Here is a 15,159-nt window from a genome sequence, read left to right as displayed (position 1 = left end):
GCCATCATGCACAGTAATTACATTTTTCATAATGATCTAAAATGGCAATCTTGGATATTCTGTTTTATGTATGATTCCTTTACCTCTGTAATCAATACAGATATATTTCCACATTCCATGAACATCACTTGCACTGTCCACCCAAACATAATTTCCTGTTTGTTTATTTGTTACTTTTGCGTAGACATGACCGTATACATGAATATATTCATATTTGAAGTATTCAGTACAACCAGCAGCATCACACAATCCAAAAAATAATCTTGTACCGTCACAGCAGTTACATCCTCCACGTTGCAAACTTGTTTTTGCTGAACGGCAGAAGTTGTTGTAACCATGATAATGTATGTGTGCATCCATCCAGGCACATATTTTTTTCATTGCTGCACGGCCAACACTGTTTCCCACGATTGATAATGCTTTTTTATGAACGTAACTGTTAACAGTTCCTTTGACTACACGGTTTTTGTTACTGGTATTGTTTTTTTCTTTAATTTTAATTTTCTTTGTACCATAAACCATTTTGCCGTTTTTCAATTTTTGAGCTTCGGCCTTGCTTGATTTTACTGGGGCTTTTATTCTTTTGACTTTTGGCCTTCCGCTTCCGTTATGATTTTCCCCATTGATTGTACTGAAATCCATATCGCAGTTTGGATTGTCACAGAATAGGTGGCCTTCATAACTTCCGCCTTCTCTTCGGCCTCTGAAGTATGTTCCGAAGTTCCATCCCCACATCAAGGTTCTTTTTCCGCACCCGGGGCATTTGTTTTCAAATATGGATTTCATGAATCTGTATCCGTACTTGCTGTTTTCACTTGCCCTGGAGGGTAGGCCTATTGCCATGATGGTTTTTTTGTCTGGTGAACGGCCGTATTTGTCATAGTATTGTGTGACAGTTTTGTATTTTGTTTTCTGTGTTGTTTTTGCCTTTTGTCCTGTTGTGGTTTTTGTTTTGACTTGTTTTGTTCCGCCAACAGATACTTGAACATTCATTGCACATTCACTGTATTCAGCATCTCCACCAAAACGGATCTGTATTTCATATTCACCAGGATTGTATTTGCATGTGATTTTTGCAATTCCGTTACTGTCTGTTTTTTTACTGTACACTTTTTTTGTTAGTGTGGATGTTCCATTTTCTATTTTGTAGAGTGTAAATGTAACAAGTTTTCCTGAAAGTTTGTCATTGTCATCTGTTGCATTTTTCAATGTAGCTGATAACTTCTTGCTTTTAGGATATTTGAAATTGATATTATCCGCATCAATATAGGTTTCTTTTGTGATTTCCTTAGTGTTAATGCTGTAATTGCCAAGTTCAACTTTGTTCTCTGCAATGTTGTGTAAATTTTTAACTGTTTTCACAACTTCGGCAGTTACTAACTCTTCACTTCCAGGAAGTTTTACATAGACCTTATCATGCACGTTATAATCATTGAAAGTGCCGTTTTTTAGGTTTGCTACATCTACTGTGATGTTGAATTTTGGGTCTTTTTTGTCTTTCAGTTTCATGCAGACTGCATTATAAATTGCGTATACATCTTCATCTGAAGTTTCAACTGGGCCGATTTTATCCAGTTTTGCTATTCCTTTGTCATTTCTCATATCTGGCCTGTAGCTGATGTCACTATATTCAATGTTGTTTTTAGTATCTAAACTGACGTGCATTTCACCGGCATTTTTTGTGAATGGGGCTCTCCAGTATGCTGTTCCCCTCCAAAATTCGTACGATTTGGTTTCACTGTCGGTGTTGTCTGTTGGTTTGATTGGTCTTTTCCAGTAGTTTGAAGATAAATCGAATGTTCCTAACGCAGATTTTGCATCTGATAGTGAACTTCCGTTTTGTGTGATTTTTTGCACAACCATTGGAACAGTATCACCTTTATTAACCGCTAAATTTTTCCAGGCAGTAATCACTTTATTCAAATCTGTTCTGGATAAACTGGTACTGTCCTGTGATACTGACAACACTGGTGAAATTGCGGTATATGTTTCTGTTTCATCAGTTTCAAAACTAATGTTTTCCACATTATAACCCAAATCAAGAATGTCTTCATGAACCTCATTTAAAATCGGAGAGATTAATCTGCGGAAGATTACTCTTTTGCTTGCAGTATCATAAAACTCAAAATATGCGGGTGAAGGAACTGTGCAGTTATAATTGTTAGTTGGATCATTATCGATAGTGACATAACTATGTTCAATTACACCGGCATCATTTGTATCATAGACAGTGTAGGTTTTGTTGTGTACTTTCACTCCAAGTTGACCTGAACGGTACACCATACGAATAATGACATTTTTTGATTCTTCAGTTAACCCGCAGTTGTAGGCATCCCAAACAATATCCTGTGAAGGCAGGGAATTGTCATGAATTATATTCCCGTTTTTGTCTGTGAATCTGAATTGAAGTGTTTCTGGGTTGAGATTGCGTATTGTTTCAATGTCTGCAAATTCAACTATGTCATCTTCTTCATAGACATCTTCATCAGGGTCTTCTTCTGTTGGTTGGTCATCTTCATCATACTCCGGTAAACTTTCGTTATCCTGGAAGTCATATTCAAAGTTGCATTCCCAGTTTTTGTTTTGGCTTACTGGATTTAAGAAATCAAGGTAACGGTGGATGGTATTGTCAAGTATGTCTTTTTCATATCTTGTTACGAATACATTGCCTGTTTCTTCTTCTATGTATCTTAAAAGAGTCATTAATGACATTGTACCGGACACTACTACTTTACTGACATAGTCGCTTATGCAATCTTGCACTACTCCAATATTGAAGTAATATCCGAACCAGTATTTTAAAGCATTATAGTTTACTTTTACTGATTGCTCCCCATTGACAGTGTAAAGACTAAAACCATTGTTTGCAGTTAATTCTGTTTGACTGAAATAAGGAGCAAAATTCAATTCAACTAAAACTTCTTCGGCTTCGAATTCAAAATTGTTCTCTTTGTAAATATCCCTTTTTACTGGGGTATCAATGACATACAAACAATCTTCAAGTATCTTCTTTCTGCCAGTTATGAAAAGTTTATTCCCTATTTTGAAATAGATTTTTGCATCAACAATATCATTCACATTATAAGTCACCTTAATTGACCTGAGGCCATTCTCAAAAGTTTCAGTTATATCTACCAAGTCAGGGTCTAAATAAGTAATGAATTTTTCATCATTACTTAACACTATTATATTTGTCATGTTTAACCCCTCTCTGTGAATGTTACTGTCTGTATTATGCAGTTTGAAGGCAGGAAGTTGTATGCTCCATCAAGATTAAACCAATCCACATTAAAATCAGCTGATGAAGATATATTGACTGGTTCATCTTCTTCATTCTCTCTTAACCATACAATACGGTTTTCACAATCGATTTCAACATATTTTCCAATCCAATCGCTGCGGCCGGCTTGGAATTTCTGTTCGGAATGCTCTTCAAGCAGTTCAATAGTATCTGCCTGAGGCACTACAATTATAGTTGGATTTACTCTTGCAATACTGTTCACTACACCGCTTGCATTAGTAACAGTATCATCAATTGCATAATTTGTTCCGGCGGGCACGGTTAGTTTTACTTTGCATTCATAACCGCTGATTTTGATTTGAGCGTCAATTCCCTCCTCCAGGATATATTCATAGAAAACGTTAGGTTCGAAACTTGACCTCACTATCTTTGGAATTGGTTTGTTTAATTCATTCCTTTTGTTTGTGAGCAATCTTGTTACCTGTTGAAGCATTGAAGTTGATTCTGTCAAATCGCATCCATCAATATCAAACTCGATTTCAATTTCTTTCTCTTTGATTGTTTGATTTGTCGCATCGTTAATGTCAGTGCCGTCAACATTCAAGTATTTAACATTTGTCTTAATACCTGATGGTGACTTCCAATCTTTTATGAAAACATTGTACCATTCAAGGTTTTCATCTTCAACATATATCTGATGAACATTCGAATTATCCATTTCCAAGTAATATGCTACTATTTTAAGACTTGTCATCTCAATATGGATAGTTTTTGATTCGTTATTGGAATAAACATTACCGAAATTCAATTCTACTGTCCAATCAGATAAATCCTCCATATTCGATATATTAAATCCCCATAAGTCATACTCCCCACCAATATAAAATATGTTTTTGTTAGGAGTTATGATAGTACTTTGTTGACCGACAAGGCCCGATGGGGATTTAATTTTCGCATTTGCAACAATCTGCCCGTTGGATTCACATTCAAGTATCAATCCTAACCCTCTTATTGCATAATTTTCATTTGTACCGAAATCCTGATCAAACCCTAACTCTTTGAAAATAATCTGATTTGTTGATTGTCGAATAGGCACATCAACACTTGCAATCCCATTGTCATTAATAAGGTTCTCTAATGGAGTAGGTAGTATGCAAACTTCCGGAGTATATTCATCTTCGGAAAGGAACAGATTAGGATGGGTGAAGTTGATTGAAGTTTTTTCATAATCAGGGTCATTTATCGCATTTCCAACAAAAAGTATGTATACTGGGTAGGTTTTGTCATATGTGAATTCAACATTCTTCTCTTCCCAATGGTTAATTGTTGTCATTCCATCACTGAAATGGTTACAGGCATTTAATATTGCTGTTTTATCATCTGTTTCTGCAATGGTATTGACTACACCTATACGATCATTACGGTAATAATCATGATAATAATAGGTTTCATCACTATACAATATCAGGTCAGTATTAACGGTGTATACTTCACCATCCCCTAATCGGTCTGTTTCTTCTTCGGATAATTCAAGTATTGCAACTTCTAACTGCCTTCCCATTGTTGGAGCAATTCTAAGCAGGAATGTTGGAGCTTCCGGAGATTCGGATGAAGTGTTTAAACCAATCAAATATTCTCCCTCGTTCGGACATGAACACGGCACTTCACAGTATCCATCTTCATCAAAATCTTGCAAACTTATTGCTGTTGAACCGTTATCCGGCCTTGCAAAACCGTTTACTGTCATCTGCCTATCGTTGAATATGTAGATTGCAGTTAAATCTGTTGATTCTATGAAATCCTTTGCCAACTTGATTGGAAGAGTAAATTCAGTATTAACAAAACTGTACAGTATGCTTTCTGCACCAAACAAATTGTCATTGCTTGAACTGTAAATTCTCTGAGGATATACAGTAAAATCAACATGAGAAGTTGTATTGTTCAGTTTTTCTAATACAGTTATAGTTTTGTTTCCTTCTGTGAATTTTAAGAATAGTAATAATTGTCTTGTTGTGAAATCCTTACTTTGAGGAGGTTTCCAGACATACTGGTTTTGATCCCATTGAATGAAATCTCCAACATTACCTGTTACTGAATCAATTACCGTTCCTGGTGGCAACGTTATTAGCACATTCGTTGCATATGCAGTTTGATTAATATTTGTTAATTCAACTTGAAATCCCATTGTTGTATCTGCATAAACATCATCAGAGCTCATTTTTGATACTGATATACCATAAGTTGTTAGTTTGTAGTTTACTTTGATTCGAATGTATTTTAATTGTAAATATCCGGTGTTTGCACTTGTATTTGCAGGATAATCTATTACAACACCAAAGTTGCTGCTTTGCACTGCATTTCTTGAAGGCATATCATAATATACAGTTGTTGTTTTGAATTTAGGAACAGTTGTTGTTATTCCGTTGACTGTTTGTGTAGTTGTACCTACTACTGTTTCTGCCTGCACTTTACCGTTGAATGTTGCAGTTTTTGCCAGTAAATCTTTTGTTGGTGTAGAACCTTGTTTTGTCACATATGTAACTGGTGATACTCCACTGTTTTTTAGGTGTATTGTTGGTGCTGCAATGCTTGGGTATTTGTCTTTTGTATCATCAAGTTTTTGATGTGCATATTCTATTGTTATGCTTGTTGGTTCAGCACCTACGGGTAGGGATATTTGGAAATTGGTGCAGGTTATTGTTGATGGTCTTTTTTTTGTTCCTGTTTTGCCTGCGATTTTCCCTGTTTTTGCATATGTGTTGCTGGCATTTTTTAGGTTGTTTAGGTTGGAGAAGGTTTGGAAGTTTCCTCCGGAGGTTTGGGTTATTGTGCTTGGGTAGGCGGTTACGGATGGCATTTTATTTATCACCTCATATGAGTTTTTTTTTATAAATGGGTTTTTTTAGATTTAAAAAAAAATTATGAAAAAAATAAAATAATTTGAAAATTTGGTAGTAACGTATATTTCAATCAGAAACATACGATGTTTTGGATTGTCAATATTATGACAAAGCATTAGAGGGTACTGGAAATCACAACGATATTTACTATATGATAGGAACATCAGTAACAAGAGGTTCAGATGGCTCTATTGTAGAAAAAATAACATCTGATGCAACAAGATACTTATATACTGCAAGGAGTAATTCACAATCTGATATTCTTTATTTTAATGAGAATACTTGTATAGAATTTGATATACTTGAAGTTACTGGAAATAATCAGATTGAACTATTTTGTAATGGAGTAGGTGCTACAAGGAGTGTATTAAGTCAAGGACATTGGAAATGTGTTGTTACACCAAATAGTGAGAAAATATACAAAGATGATGTTGAAGTTGTTTCAAATACTTATGATTTTTCTTCAACATTTCGTGCAACTTTCCTTGTTGTCAACACCTTTAAATTTAAAGACTTGCAGATTTACCCAGTTTAAATACTGTATACTCTGATATTCTTTATTTTGATACTGGATGCTCCTACGAATTGCAATTGCCATTTGAAACTTCCAGTATTGGTTTTAGCACTTTCGGTTGGAGTGCCACCATTTTTGGTTATAACCTGTTTATTAGGGTAATATTCAATTTTATAATGGTCATTTGCAGACATATTCCTAACTACATCCCATGTTCCATTTCCAAGACCGGAACGAACATCGCCAGTAACTGAAACTACATCAAATTCAATTGCAAAATTCAAAGAATAAGGATTATCTGTTCCGTTCGATTGACCTATGAACAGATAACCATTTCCATTTGATGTTCTCTCCACAAACATTCCAGTTTCATCAAACGATGGTTCTGAAACAGAATTATTGTATCTATAATATGATGATGCTTTACTGTTATCAGTACAATCATCAAAAAATAAAGTGTCAAGAATACTGTATGTTTCTGATTGAAATATACCTTCAACTTCACCGTGCAAGTCTAATTTACCTACTCCTTGACCTTCATATTCAACTGTCGCTATACCATTACTATTTGTTATTGCTGTCGCTATTTTTCTTTTAGCCATATATAATCACCTCATACATCTATCACTGGGTCAAAATCCCCAGAACCTGAACCCGGAGTAGGTGTAGGGCCCGGAGGTATTGGACGATTCCACCATCTAAAAGTGAAAGTAGTTAAATTGTCCTCTACATCCATATCAACTAACACATAATGCTCTTCAACAGATGGAGAATAACTCCAATTATACTCAGACACCACACCATTCTTATAAGTCGGCACTAACATAGTAGCCATATAACCATTAGAATTCATCAAACGAACAGAACCCTCATCAGATAAAGTACAAACAACAGACAAAGGCCTATCTCCTTCCGCATCATCGTCATCATCCCAAACAATCGCCACACTAACAGGAATTTCCGGATTAACTTCTGCCATAGTCACTTCAAAACCATCAATACTAGAAGTATAAACCGGAATGTCATCAATTTGTATATAGTAGTCAACCGCACCTGGCACTAAACCAAAATCACCAATCCATTCATCAGGATTATCCGGGTTAACATTGCTACTGTCCACAGTCACAGAATCCACCTGCATATCACCATTAGTTAAATATAGACCAACTGTAACCGGTGAACGATTATTGCATTCTCCGTGATTGTCATTCCATTTGATTTTGAATTTAGATTCAACAAGCCCTGTATCTTGAATTGTTATACTTTCAGTTAAACCCGCATATCGGCCGGATGTAACTTCAAGTGTGAAAACAACTTCTCCCAAACCATCACACCAATAAGTATATGGGAAAATTTTACCATTTCCATCAGTAATTCCATCATAAACCAATTCACCATTCTGTTTTAAAGTATATGATGTGTTACTGATAGGAACATTAGTATCAGTTGACAATTTTGCAGAGATTACAGTTGTAGGATGGACAAGATTTACAGTATCTCTTGTTGCGGACATATCCCAACCAGTCACAAACTCATAAAAACTAACAGGTATATCGGCAGCCTTAACAATGTTTCCATCATCAGCATCTATTACCTGACATGTGAATGTAGCAGTTTCACCAGTTTGTATTATTGGTTTGTCAATACTGACTTTCATTCCTGGTGTGAAATCCTGGTAAATGTCAACGGCCACACCAGGAACTCCAACTGTTTCACCGTTCATAGTACCAGTCACTAAACTGGTTAATGTTGCAGTTTCACCAATTTGTATAATTCCCTTATCGATGGATAATTCGAAGTTGTCAGGAATTGGATCAATATATTCAACTTTTTTAGTTATCAAAACATCATTCACCTCAGCACTAATATTATACTCCCCGGCAGTTGCAGGCATAATACTACCAGCGATTAATCCCTGTTCATCAGTATAAGTAACGAAACTGCCGTCAGGAGTAGTTACTGTGACTGCTTCACCGGATAAAGGCATTGTTGTTTGCCCTACTTCAGTTTCAACAAGAATAGTGTAGTTTGCTCTTTGACCAACAAAATATTTATTGTACTCTGGGGAGATAGTGATTAATGGGTAGCCTGCTTGAATGTAGAATTCATCACTATATTCATCACTTACTCTTAGTTGTATCTTGTTAGCCCCAGAAAGTAATTCTCCAGTAGTGAATAATGCTTCTCCATGTATGTTTGCGTTTTGTATTGATTTGACTATGTCATTAATCAATAATTCGATTTTTACTCCGGATAAAGCCATATTTCTATAATTGACTTCTACATCAACGGATGTGCCTCCTTTGTACCCTACTCTTTCATCACCGATAACAATATTAAAATCTGTGTTTCCAACTGCCAGTTTTATTTTATTGGAACTGTCACTTGCGATTCGTGGAGTTACAGTTGCGTCACCATGGTTTTGACCTTGAACAATCCAGTCACCAGCACCGTCAATCGCATAATAATTAGAACCATAACCAGTACTTTCAGTATCACAACCACTAACCGGAACCCCGTATAAAGGAGTGATATAATCCTCTATTGGATTGTTGTTTTCATCAAAAAGACTCCAATTAAACCAGATACGGCCAGTATCAACATAAGGAAACCACACTGTACCATCCGGTAAATTCAACATACCTAAATTGTGCCTGTCTTCAACTTCAACAAGTAATGTAGTTGTCACGGCAGGAACAAGAGCAAATATAGTCCTCTGAATATCGTTTACTGTATCCCCTTTCTTTGACAGTTCACATTTATATTTCTCAAAATCACTGATGACATGAGGAGATAAAAGATTACCCCCTCCACGAACGTCACCAGGTAAAACAGTAATTTTCTTCATAAATATTATACTCCTCTACTACGGTTATACCTTGATTGTATAGTAGATTTCACTTTTGCATCTAAACTTTGGAAATCTGGGTTACTTACAAATGAATTCAATACTGCAGGGTCTTTTAACATTTCAATCAATGCAGCAGTTTCAATATGTGCCGGAACATTAATCAAATCTAATACTATGTTATGGTTAATATCAATCTCAGTTTTAGCATTGCTACTTTCCACACTTGAGAATTCACCGAAATCAACAGAGGTTTCACCACCCATTGCAAAAGTTTCACCGCCACGGGCATTATTCAGATTTCCAATAGCATTTATCCCGTCTTGCACTTTGGACTTAATGCTATCAACAACATCCACTACACTGTCATAAGCTTGTTTGAAAGGTCCTGTAATAGCGGAAGCAACACCACTCAAAGCAGATGAAATCTTACCGGGCAAACCAGTCAATATGTTAACAACACCAGTCACAACAGAAGTAGCCCTACTTCGAGCATTAGATATCCATTGAGCACCAGCACTAACAATTGATGAAACAACACCCAACAGTGCAGACAATGCTCTACCCGGCAACTGACGAAGGAAGCTCACAACACCATTCAATAACTGAGATGCTTTAGCCCTTGCCTGAGCAACCCATCTCGCACCAATGGAAATAATCCTTGTCAAAGTCTGTGTGAGATATGTTGAAACCCTTCCTGGAATCTGTGAAATGTAACTGATAATTCCATTCACAAAACTTAAACCTGCTTGAATAGCATAAACCGCCATCTGAGCAACAAAAGACAACAAATAAGTATAAATAAACTGCAAAATAACCGGCATATTGGTAGCAAGACTGTTCCAAATATTCATCACAGCAGTTTGTAAATCCATCTGACCTGTAACCAATGCATACAAAGATGAAGTGAATGTAGTATACATTTCAATCACTGCCATAATAGGTTCTCTGATTGCATTCCAGGCATCACCGATGGCATGTATTAAAGCAGAAACAATGTCGAAATCACCACCAGTACTAATTCCAAAGAATTCCATGATAGCTTGACCTGCTCCTTGAATAGCAGACATTAAACTATTCCATGCATTGCTTATTGCAGATATTACTGCCTGTACATCAGGATGATTAATGAATGCATTCCATAATCTCTGTAAACCTGCACTGATTGCATCAATCATTGAACTGACATCTGTCCACCATCCGAATGCTTTTCCAACTTCAAATATTGCAATTGCAACTGCGGCGGCAGCTGCGATGAACGGCAACAGTGGAACCATTGCAGCCCATACTGCTGTGGCTGCTCCCCAAGCGGCGGTTGCCAAACCTGCAAATCCACTTGCACCAATGATATTCGCTGCTGCCGATGCAATACTGGTTTCACCCTGCAATACTTCCGCAACCGTCAATGCGGTGGTTTCAATACTTGCAAACATCGCTTCGAGTTTCAGGAATCCTAATATGTTCCGTAATGCTGCGGCACCTGAAACTCCTATCAGGAATGCTCCTCCGAGAGAACCTAACAGACTGACCAATCCTCCTAATGGTCCCCCCATTACTCCTTGAATGACGTCTCCAACACCTGATAAAATGGTTCCTGCCAATTGCATTGCAGGAATTAATGTCGGCAGTATTACGCTTCCGACTAATCTTTCAAGTCGGCCTCTTGCAATGTTCACCTGTTCCTGTAATCCTGCCCATGATGTTTTGTATTCTTCATTTGCATTCTTACCTTCGTTCATACTTGCAGCCATACCTAATGCTGCGGCTCTTTGATTTGTGTCTAATTCTTTCCATTTTGCTTTGACTTCATCAGCAGTTGCGCCTGTCAATCCCATTGCCTGACCTAATTCATCCATAGTAATTCCCATGTTTGCGATGAATTTTTCAGATATGGTGGCTTTTGCAGCCAAACCGCTGAAACTATTGGCCATGCTTTGGATGTCAGTTCCGAATAATGTTGCCTGCGCTCCAGCACCTTCCATCATTTTCTGGAAACTGTCCATATCGGTGATTCCACGTGCTGTTGCAGTGATGAAACTTTCACGTATCTGTCCACCTGCACGGCCTGTTGTTTCGGATAACTCTGATACCATATTTTTCATGTCTTCAACACTGTGGCCTGCTCCCTGTGCTTCGAGTCCGGCACGCATTAAACTGTCGTTGAATGTTCCAGCAGTGTCTGCCATCCCAAGCATACTGTCTTTCATACCGTTTGCAACGTCCATAAAAGTCTGTGCCGCCATAACATCTCCAGCACTTCCTAACTGTTCCATTGCATCGATATCCTCTTGTATTTCAGTTTCTAATTCGTCAGCCGCACTTGCGACTTCATTGAAACCGGCAGATAATGTTCCCATATCTGCACCGGAGGCTATCAGTCTTTCAACTTCCTCCGTATCCATTCCAAGAGTATCTGCCAAAGCCTCCAATGTTGAACTGTCCACATTCGCAACACTATCGCTAAAACTGTCAACGTTCTCTGCAATAGTATCGAAATCAGAACCAGCTCCCTCAATCGCATCACTGACTCCATCAGCCATTCCCTGTGCGCTGCTGATTATTGACTGAAAAACTTCACTGGCACTGTCAACGGCCGAAATGATTATCTCCATCGTATCAGCCAATATTTACACCTCTTTTCATTTGTTTTTGTTTCATTCGTTCACGGAAATTATTTGATTGCATTCTACCTCGACGACTATTATTGCCTTTAAATTCAACGCCGACACCTTTTGCAATTCCAACAAGTTTATGTTCAATACTATTCATGAACTGAATATCCTCACCACTCATAAGCATCAAGAAATATTTCTGCAAACTGGTGGCATCATATAACTTGTCCACGATTTTTGCACCGTTTTTATGAACATTATACAATATCAAACCTTCATCAGAATTTGCGAAAGGATTTGACGGCAGACAAATCTTTTTCAGTCAATGTGGATATGCGAATGACTTCATTGAATAACAATTCCGGAATTCCCTTATCCATGTTTCTAATATCGTCGGCAGTTACTTTTTCACCATCGACGCTTAAACTCAAAGCAACAGCATTATATAATGCTTCGGCCTGTGATTCGGTAAATTCTCCCATTCCTAATTCCATTTCGTTGTTGTCGGAAGTTTTCCCACGTTTACCATTTGGATTAAATTCCATTGTCATGCTGTATGGTTTCTTTTCAATGACTTGTAAACGTGTTAATTCACCATCTGATAACGGCCTCATCATGAAATCATGTTTACCGTTTTCAGTTTCGATAGTTACATTTTCAACCGCATTAATTCCATTTGATAACTTTTGAACCATTTCAATATTTGACATAGTAATTCACCTTTTTGGATCTATAAAAAAATAAGAATAATTTTGAAAAAATTTTAAAAAAAAATAGTACAAATGATATTAGTCATCTGCCAGTTCAACAGTTGCTAAAACACTTGTACGTATGTTGTCTCCACTATTCAATGCAGTTTTGCCTTTTAGGACTTTTAATTCAAGTGATTGTTTGATTTCATCACTGCCCTCAATTGGTGCGGCTGCTCTGTCTATTGCTATTTTTGGGAAATATAATGTTAATGTATTTCCGAGTTCGTCTGTAAATTTGATTTTATAATTTTCATATGTTGTATTGCAGGTAGGTCCGTTTTGCCCGCCCCAGAACTTAACAAGGAAATCGTATCCTTCGTAGAATACATCTGATTTGATTGTGGAATCTTTTCCTGATGATATCAGTCTGTATGGGTGCATGCTTCCGAATGCCTGTCCGCTGTTTGCAGATATGTTGTTATTGAATTCCCATTCGAAACTGACGGTTCTTGCGGTTAAATCGGTTGAACCCATCATGGTGTCTGCTTCGTAGAATGCTAACGGGTATGTGTCTGCAATGTCGATTTGTGATTCGGTTTTTAATGTTGCTTTGCCGTCTCTTTGACAGACAAGGCTCATTGTTGCAGTTGCAATTCCATCTGATAATGTGATTGATAATTTGCTTATCGCTGCACCGTAAAATACATGTTCATAATCGTTTGGGTTACCGTCATCTTTTCCTACGTATGCGGTGAATGATTTGACATGTCTGCTTGCTAATGGATACATTTCATATAAATTGTCTGTGATTATTTGTGTTCCGAAAGCCATATACAGGAAATTAATCATTGTTGGAATATCTAATGCAATTTCCAAGTCTCCTTCGGGTGCATATAATCCTCTTTTAATCCTTGATTCAGTTTCTTCGATTGTTGGAATGTCAAGGTTTGGACTTTTTGGCGGGTCTAAATTACATTTTCCCATTTCAAGATAAGTAATGTCTGCACCAATGTTTTCAACACCGTAAGTTTGTTCCGGTCTGTAACCGAAATATCTTGCCATATTTAATCCTCCTTTTTATAGCGTGAGTTTTTCCTTTTTTTATTTGTAAACATGATGTCTTAAATCAAAAGCAACTAATATGTCTGTTTTTGTAGCTATTGCATCGAATCTGACGGCAGTATTCATGATTAATGTATTTCGGACAATTCGTTTGCCGTCTTTGTTGATTAAACAGTAGAAATCCATGTCATGCTCTAATGTCTGACGAAGGAAATCTTTGATTCGCATTGCTTTGAGATATTTCTGCTCATCACTGCCTCTGACTACAAAACCAATTACGCTGGTTATGTATTGTGGAATGTTCCGTCTGCCGAATGTTTCACGATATTCACTTGAACCGGTAACATAGCAGATTGCCACAACACCATCACCTTGAATTTTAACTTTGTTTTCATTGAAACCAAGTAAAACCTTTTTAAATATCGGTTTGTCTTCATCATCAGTTAGGTTTTCCAGTTTGCGTTTCAATTCAAGACTGATATTAATAAATAAATCATTATCTGTCATTGTTTCAACCAACTAATAAAATCTGTGATATATTTTTCACTGGCAGTACGGCCTCTTTCAGCACCTCTGCCCATAAAGTCATTCGGTTCGACAGTAGCCTTGCCTCTTACTCCTTTAAGGACATAAATGGCATATGGTGCCTGACCTTCATCAGGGTAAACCCTGCGGCTTAACTGGTCAACGTCTTCAACACGAATACTTGACTTCAAATTACCAGTAATTCGAGGTGCCTCAAGGACAACGAAATTCCTGTAAACGTTACTGACATTCTGCACCAGTTCGCCTAACTTGTCTGGAATTTCATCATGTTTGCTTTGCAAATGCTCCATCAATACTGATGAATCAATCAATGCTTCCATAAACACCACCTAATATGGTATGTGCAATTCTTTTAAGGATTTTGATTGACTGTGAGCATATGGGGATTTCTCTTTCAGTTCAGTTAATGCCAGTTTGTCTTCCTGCTCTTTAATGTACGCATCCAACAAAATCATTGCCTTGTCATAGTAGGCCTCTTCATTGCTGGCACGATCATCAGTTCCGTCAAGTGCCTGATGAATATCCGAAACTGCAAGATAGTTTCCGCAAGTCTCCAACATTGACGGAACATCCTCAGATTCATTGTCATATGTAGGTAGACTGTGCATCAATAACCTCCCATTGATGGTAGAGTCTGCATTCTTGCAAGACACTTCAAGCAAATCCTCACTGATGTCATCACCAGTCAATTTAATCATAGCCATAATGCCAGATTCTTTGGGATATATTGGACAGTATCCAAGT

The 15,159-nt window shown here is 37.3% G+C and carries 12 protein-coding genes; 1 reads left to right on the top strand and 11 read right to left on the bottom strand.

Annotated elements, in window-relative coordinates:
- Nucleotides 1–36 precede the first annotated feature (36 nt).
- Together ACKI2P_RS08015 and ACKI2P_RS08010 are read right to left on the bottom strand one after the other, a co-directional pair.
- Nucleotides 37–3,198: a hypothetical protein gene (locus tag ACKI2P_RS08015; RefSeq protein ID WP_407376644.1), complete on the bottom strand. Its 3,162-nt coding sequence runs from the start codon at nt 3,196–3,198 to the stop codon at nt 37–39.
- A 2-nt stretch (nt 3,199–3,200) separates the two neighbouring features.
- On the bottom strand, nt 3,201–6,098 hold the full coding sequence (locus tag ACKI2P_RS08010; RefSeq protein ID WP_407376642.1) for a hypothetical protein: 2,898 nt from the start codon (nt 6,096–6,098) through the stop codon (nt 3,201–3,203).
- 194 nt (nt 6,099–6,292) lie between these two features.
- On the opposite strand from ACKI2P_RS08010, the gene ACKI2P_RS08005 reads away from it, so the two are divergent.
- The gene (locus tag ACKI2P_RS08005; protein ID WP_407376640.1) at nt 6,293–6,676 is read left to right on the top strand and encodes a hypothetical protein; all 384 of its coding nucleotides are present in this window, start codon (nt 6,293–6,295) and stop codon (nt 6,674–6,676) included.
- Here the strand turns inward: ACKI2P_RS08005 and ACKI2P_RS08000 are convergent.
- The 9 genes from ACKI2P_RS08000 to ACKI2P_RS07960 form a co-directional block, all read right to left on the bottom strand.
- Nucleotides 6,673–7,257, bottom strand: coding sequence for a hypothetical protein (locus ACKI2P_RS08000; protein ID WP_407376638.1), 585 nt, complete (start codon nt 7,255–7,257; stop codon nt 6,673–6,675). The genes ACKI2P_RS08005 and ACKI2P_RS08000 overlap by 4 nt on opposite strands.
- Before the next feature lie 11 nt (nt 7,258–7,268).
- Complete coding sequence (locus tag ACKI2P_RS07995) at nt 7,269–9,503, bottom strand: hypothetical protein (RefSeq protein WP_407376636.1); 2,235 nt, start codon at nt 9,501–9,503, stop codon at nt 7,269–7,271.
- 5 nt (nt 9,504–9,508) lie between these two features.
- Nucleotides 9,509–12,127 carry a hypothetical protein gene (locus tag ACKI2P_RS07990; protein ID WP_407376634.1) on the bottom strand — a complete coding sequence of 873 codons (2,619 nt, stop codon included), beginning with the start codon at nt 12,125–12,127 and terminating at the stop codon, nt 9,509–9,511.
- Nucleotides 12,120–12,386 carry a hypothetical protein gene (locus ACKI2P_RS07985; protein ID WP_407376632.1) on the bottom strand — a complete coding sequence of 89 codons (267 nt, stop codon included), beginning with the start codon at nt 12,384–12,386 and terminating at the stop codon, nt 12,120–12,122. Before ACKI2P_RS07985 ends, ACKI2P_RS07990 begins: the two co-directional genes overlap by 8 nt.
- 7 nt (nt 12,387–12,393) lie before the next feature.
- Nucleotides 12,394–12,825: a hypothetical protein gene (locus ACKI2P_RS07980; protein WP_407376630.1), complete on the bottom strand. Its 432-nt coding sequence runs from the start codon at nt 12,823–12,825 to the stop codon at nt 12,394–12,396.
- A gap of 78 nt (nt 12,826–12,903) precedes the next feature.
- Nucleotides 12,904–13,869 carry a phage tail tube protein gene (locus tag ACKI2P_RS07975; protein ID WP_407376628.1) on the bottom strand — a complete coding sequence of 322 codons (966 nt, stop codon included), beginning with the start codon at nt 13,867–13,869 and terminating at the stop codon, nt 12,904–12,906.
- A 39-nt stretch (nt 13,870–13,908) separates the two neighbouring features.
- Complete coding sequence (locus ACKI2P_RS07970) at nt 13,909–14,376, bottom strand: hypothetical protein (RefSeq protein WP_407376626.1); 468 nt, start codon at nt 14,374–14,376, stop codon at nt 13,909–13,911.
- Nucleotides 14,373–14,735, bottom strand: coding sequence for a hypothetical protein (locus ACKI2P_RS07965; RefSeq protein WP_407376624.1), 363 nt, complete (start codon nt 14,733–14,735; stop codon nt 14,373–14,375). The genes ACKI2P_RS07970 and ACKI2P_RS07965 overlap by 4 nt, the downstream gene beginning before the upstream one ends.
- A 9-nt stretch (nt 14,736–14,744) precedes the next feature.
- A partial coding sequence (locus tag ACKI2P_RS07960; RefSeq protein ID WP_407376622.1) for a hypothetical protein occupies nt 14,745–15,159 on the bottom strand: 415 nt, incomplete at its 5' end.

This window comes from Methanobrevibacter sp. (assembly GCF_045541095.1).
Taxonomy (GTDB): Archaea; Methanobacteriota; Methanobacteria; order Methanobacteriales; family Methanobacteriaceae; genus Methanocatella.
The sequence above is the reverse complement of the archived record's forward strand: the minus strand, read 5'-3'. Positions and strand labels throughout refer to the sequence as shown.

Excerpts from the sequence above, each read along its gene's own strand:
- ACKI2P_RS08015 (WP_407376644.1), bottom strand. The coding sequence starts at position 3,198 with ATGACAAATATAATAGTGTTAAGTAATGATGAAAAATTCATTACTTAT.
- ACKI2P_RS08010 (WP_407376642.1), bottom strand. The coding sequence starts at position 6,098 with ATGCCATCCGTAACCGCCTACCCAAGCACAATAACCCAAACCTCCGGA.
- ACKI2P_RS08005 (WP_407376640.1), top strand. The coding sequence starts at position 6,293 with ATGATAGGAACATCAGTAACAAGAGGTTCAGATGGCTCTATTGTAGAA.
- ACKI2P_RS08000 (WP_407376638.1), bottom strand. The coding sequence starts at position 7,257 with ATGGCTAAAAGAAAAATAGCGACAGCAATAACAAATAGTAATGGTATA.
- ACKI2P_RS07995 (WP_407376636.1), bottom strand. The coding sequence starts at position 9,503 with ATGAAGAAAATTACTGTTTTACCTGGTGACGTTCGTGGAGGGGGTAAT.
- ACKI2P_RS07980 (WP_407376630.1), bottom strand. The coding sequence starts at position 12,825 with ATGTCAAATATTGAAATGGTTCAAAAGTTATCAAATGGAATTAATGCG.
- ACKI2P_RS07975 (WP_407376628.1), bottom strand. The coding sequence starts at position 13,869 with ATGGCAAGATATTTCGGTTACAGACCGGAACAAACTTACGGTGTTGAA.
- ACKI2P_RS07970 (WP_407376626.1), bottom strand. The coding sequence starts at position 14,376 with ATGACAGATAATGATTTATTTATTAATATCAGTCTTGAATTGAAACGC.
- ACKI2P_RS07965 (WP_407376624.1), bottom strand. The coding sequence starts at position 14,735 with ATGGAAGCATTGATTGATTCATCAGTATTGATGGAGCATTTGCAAAGC.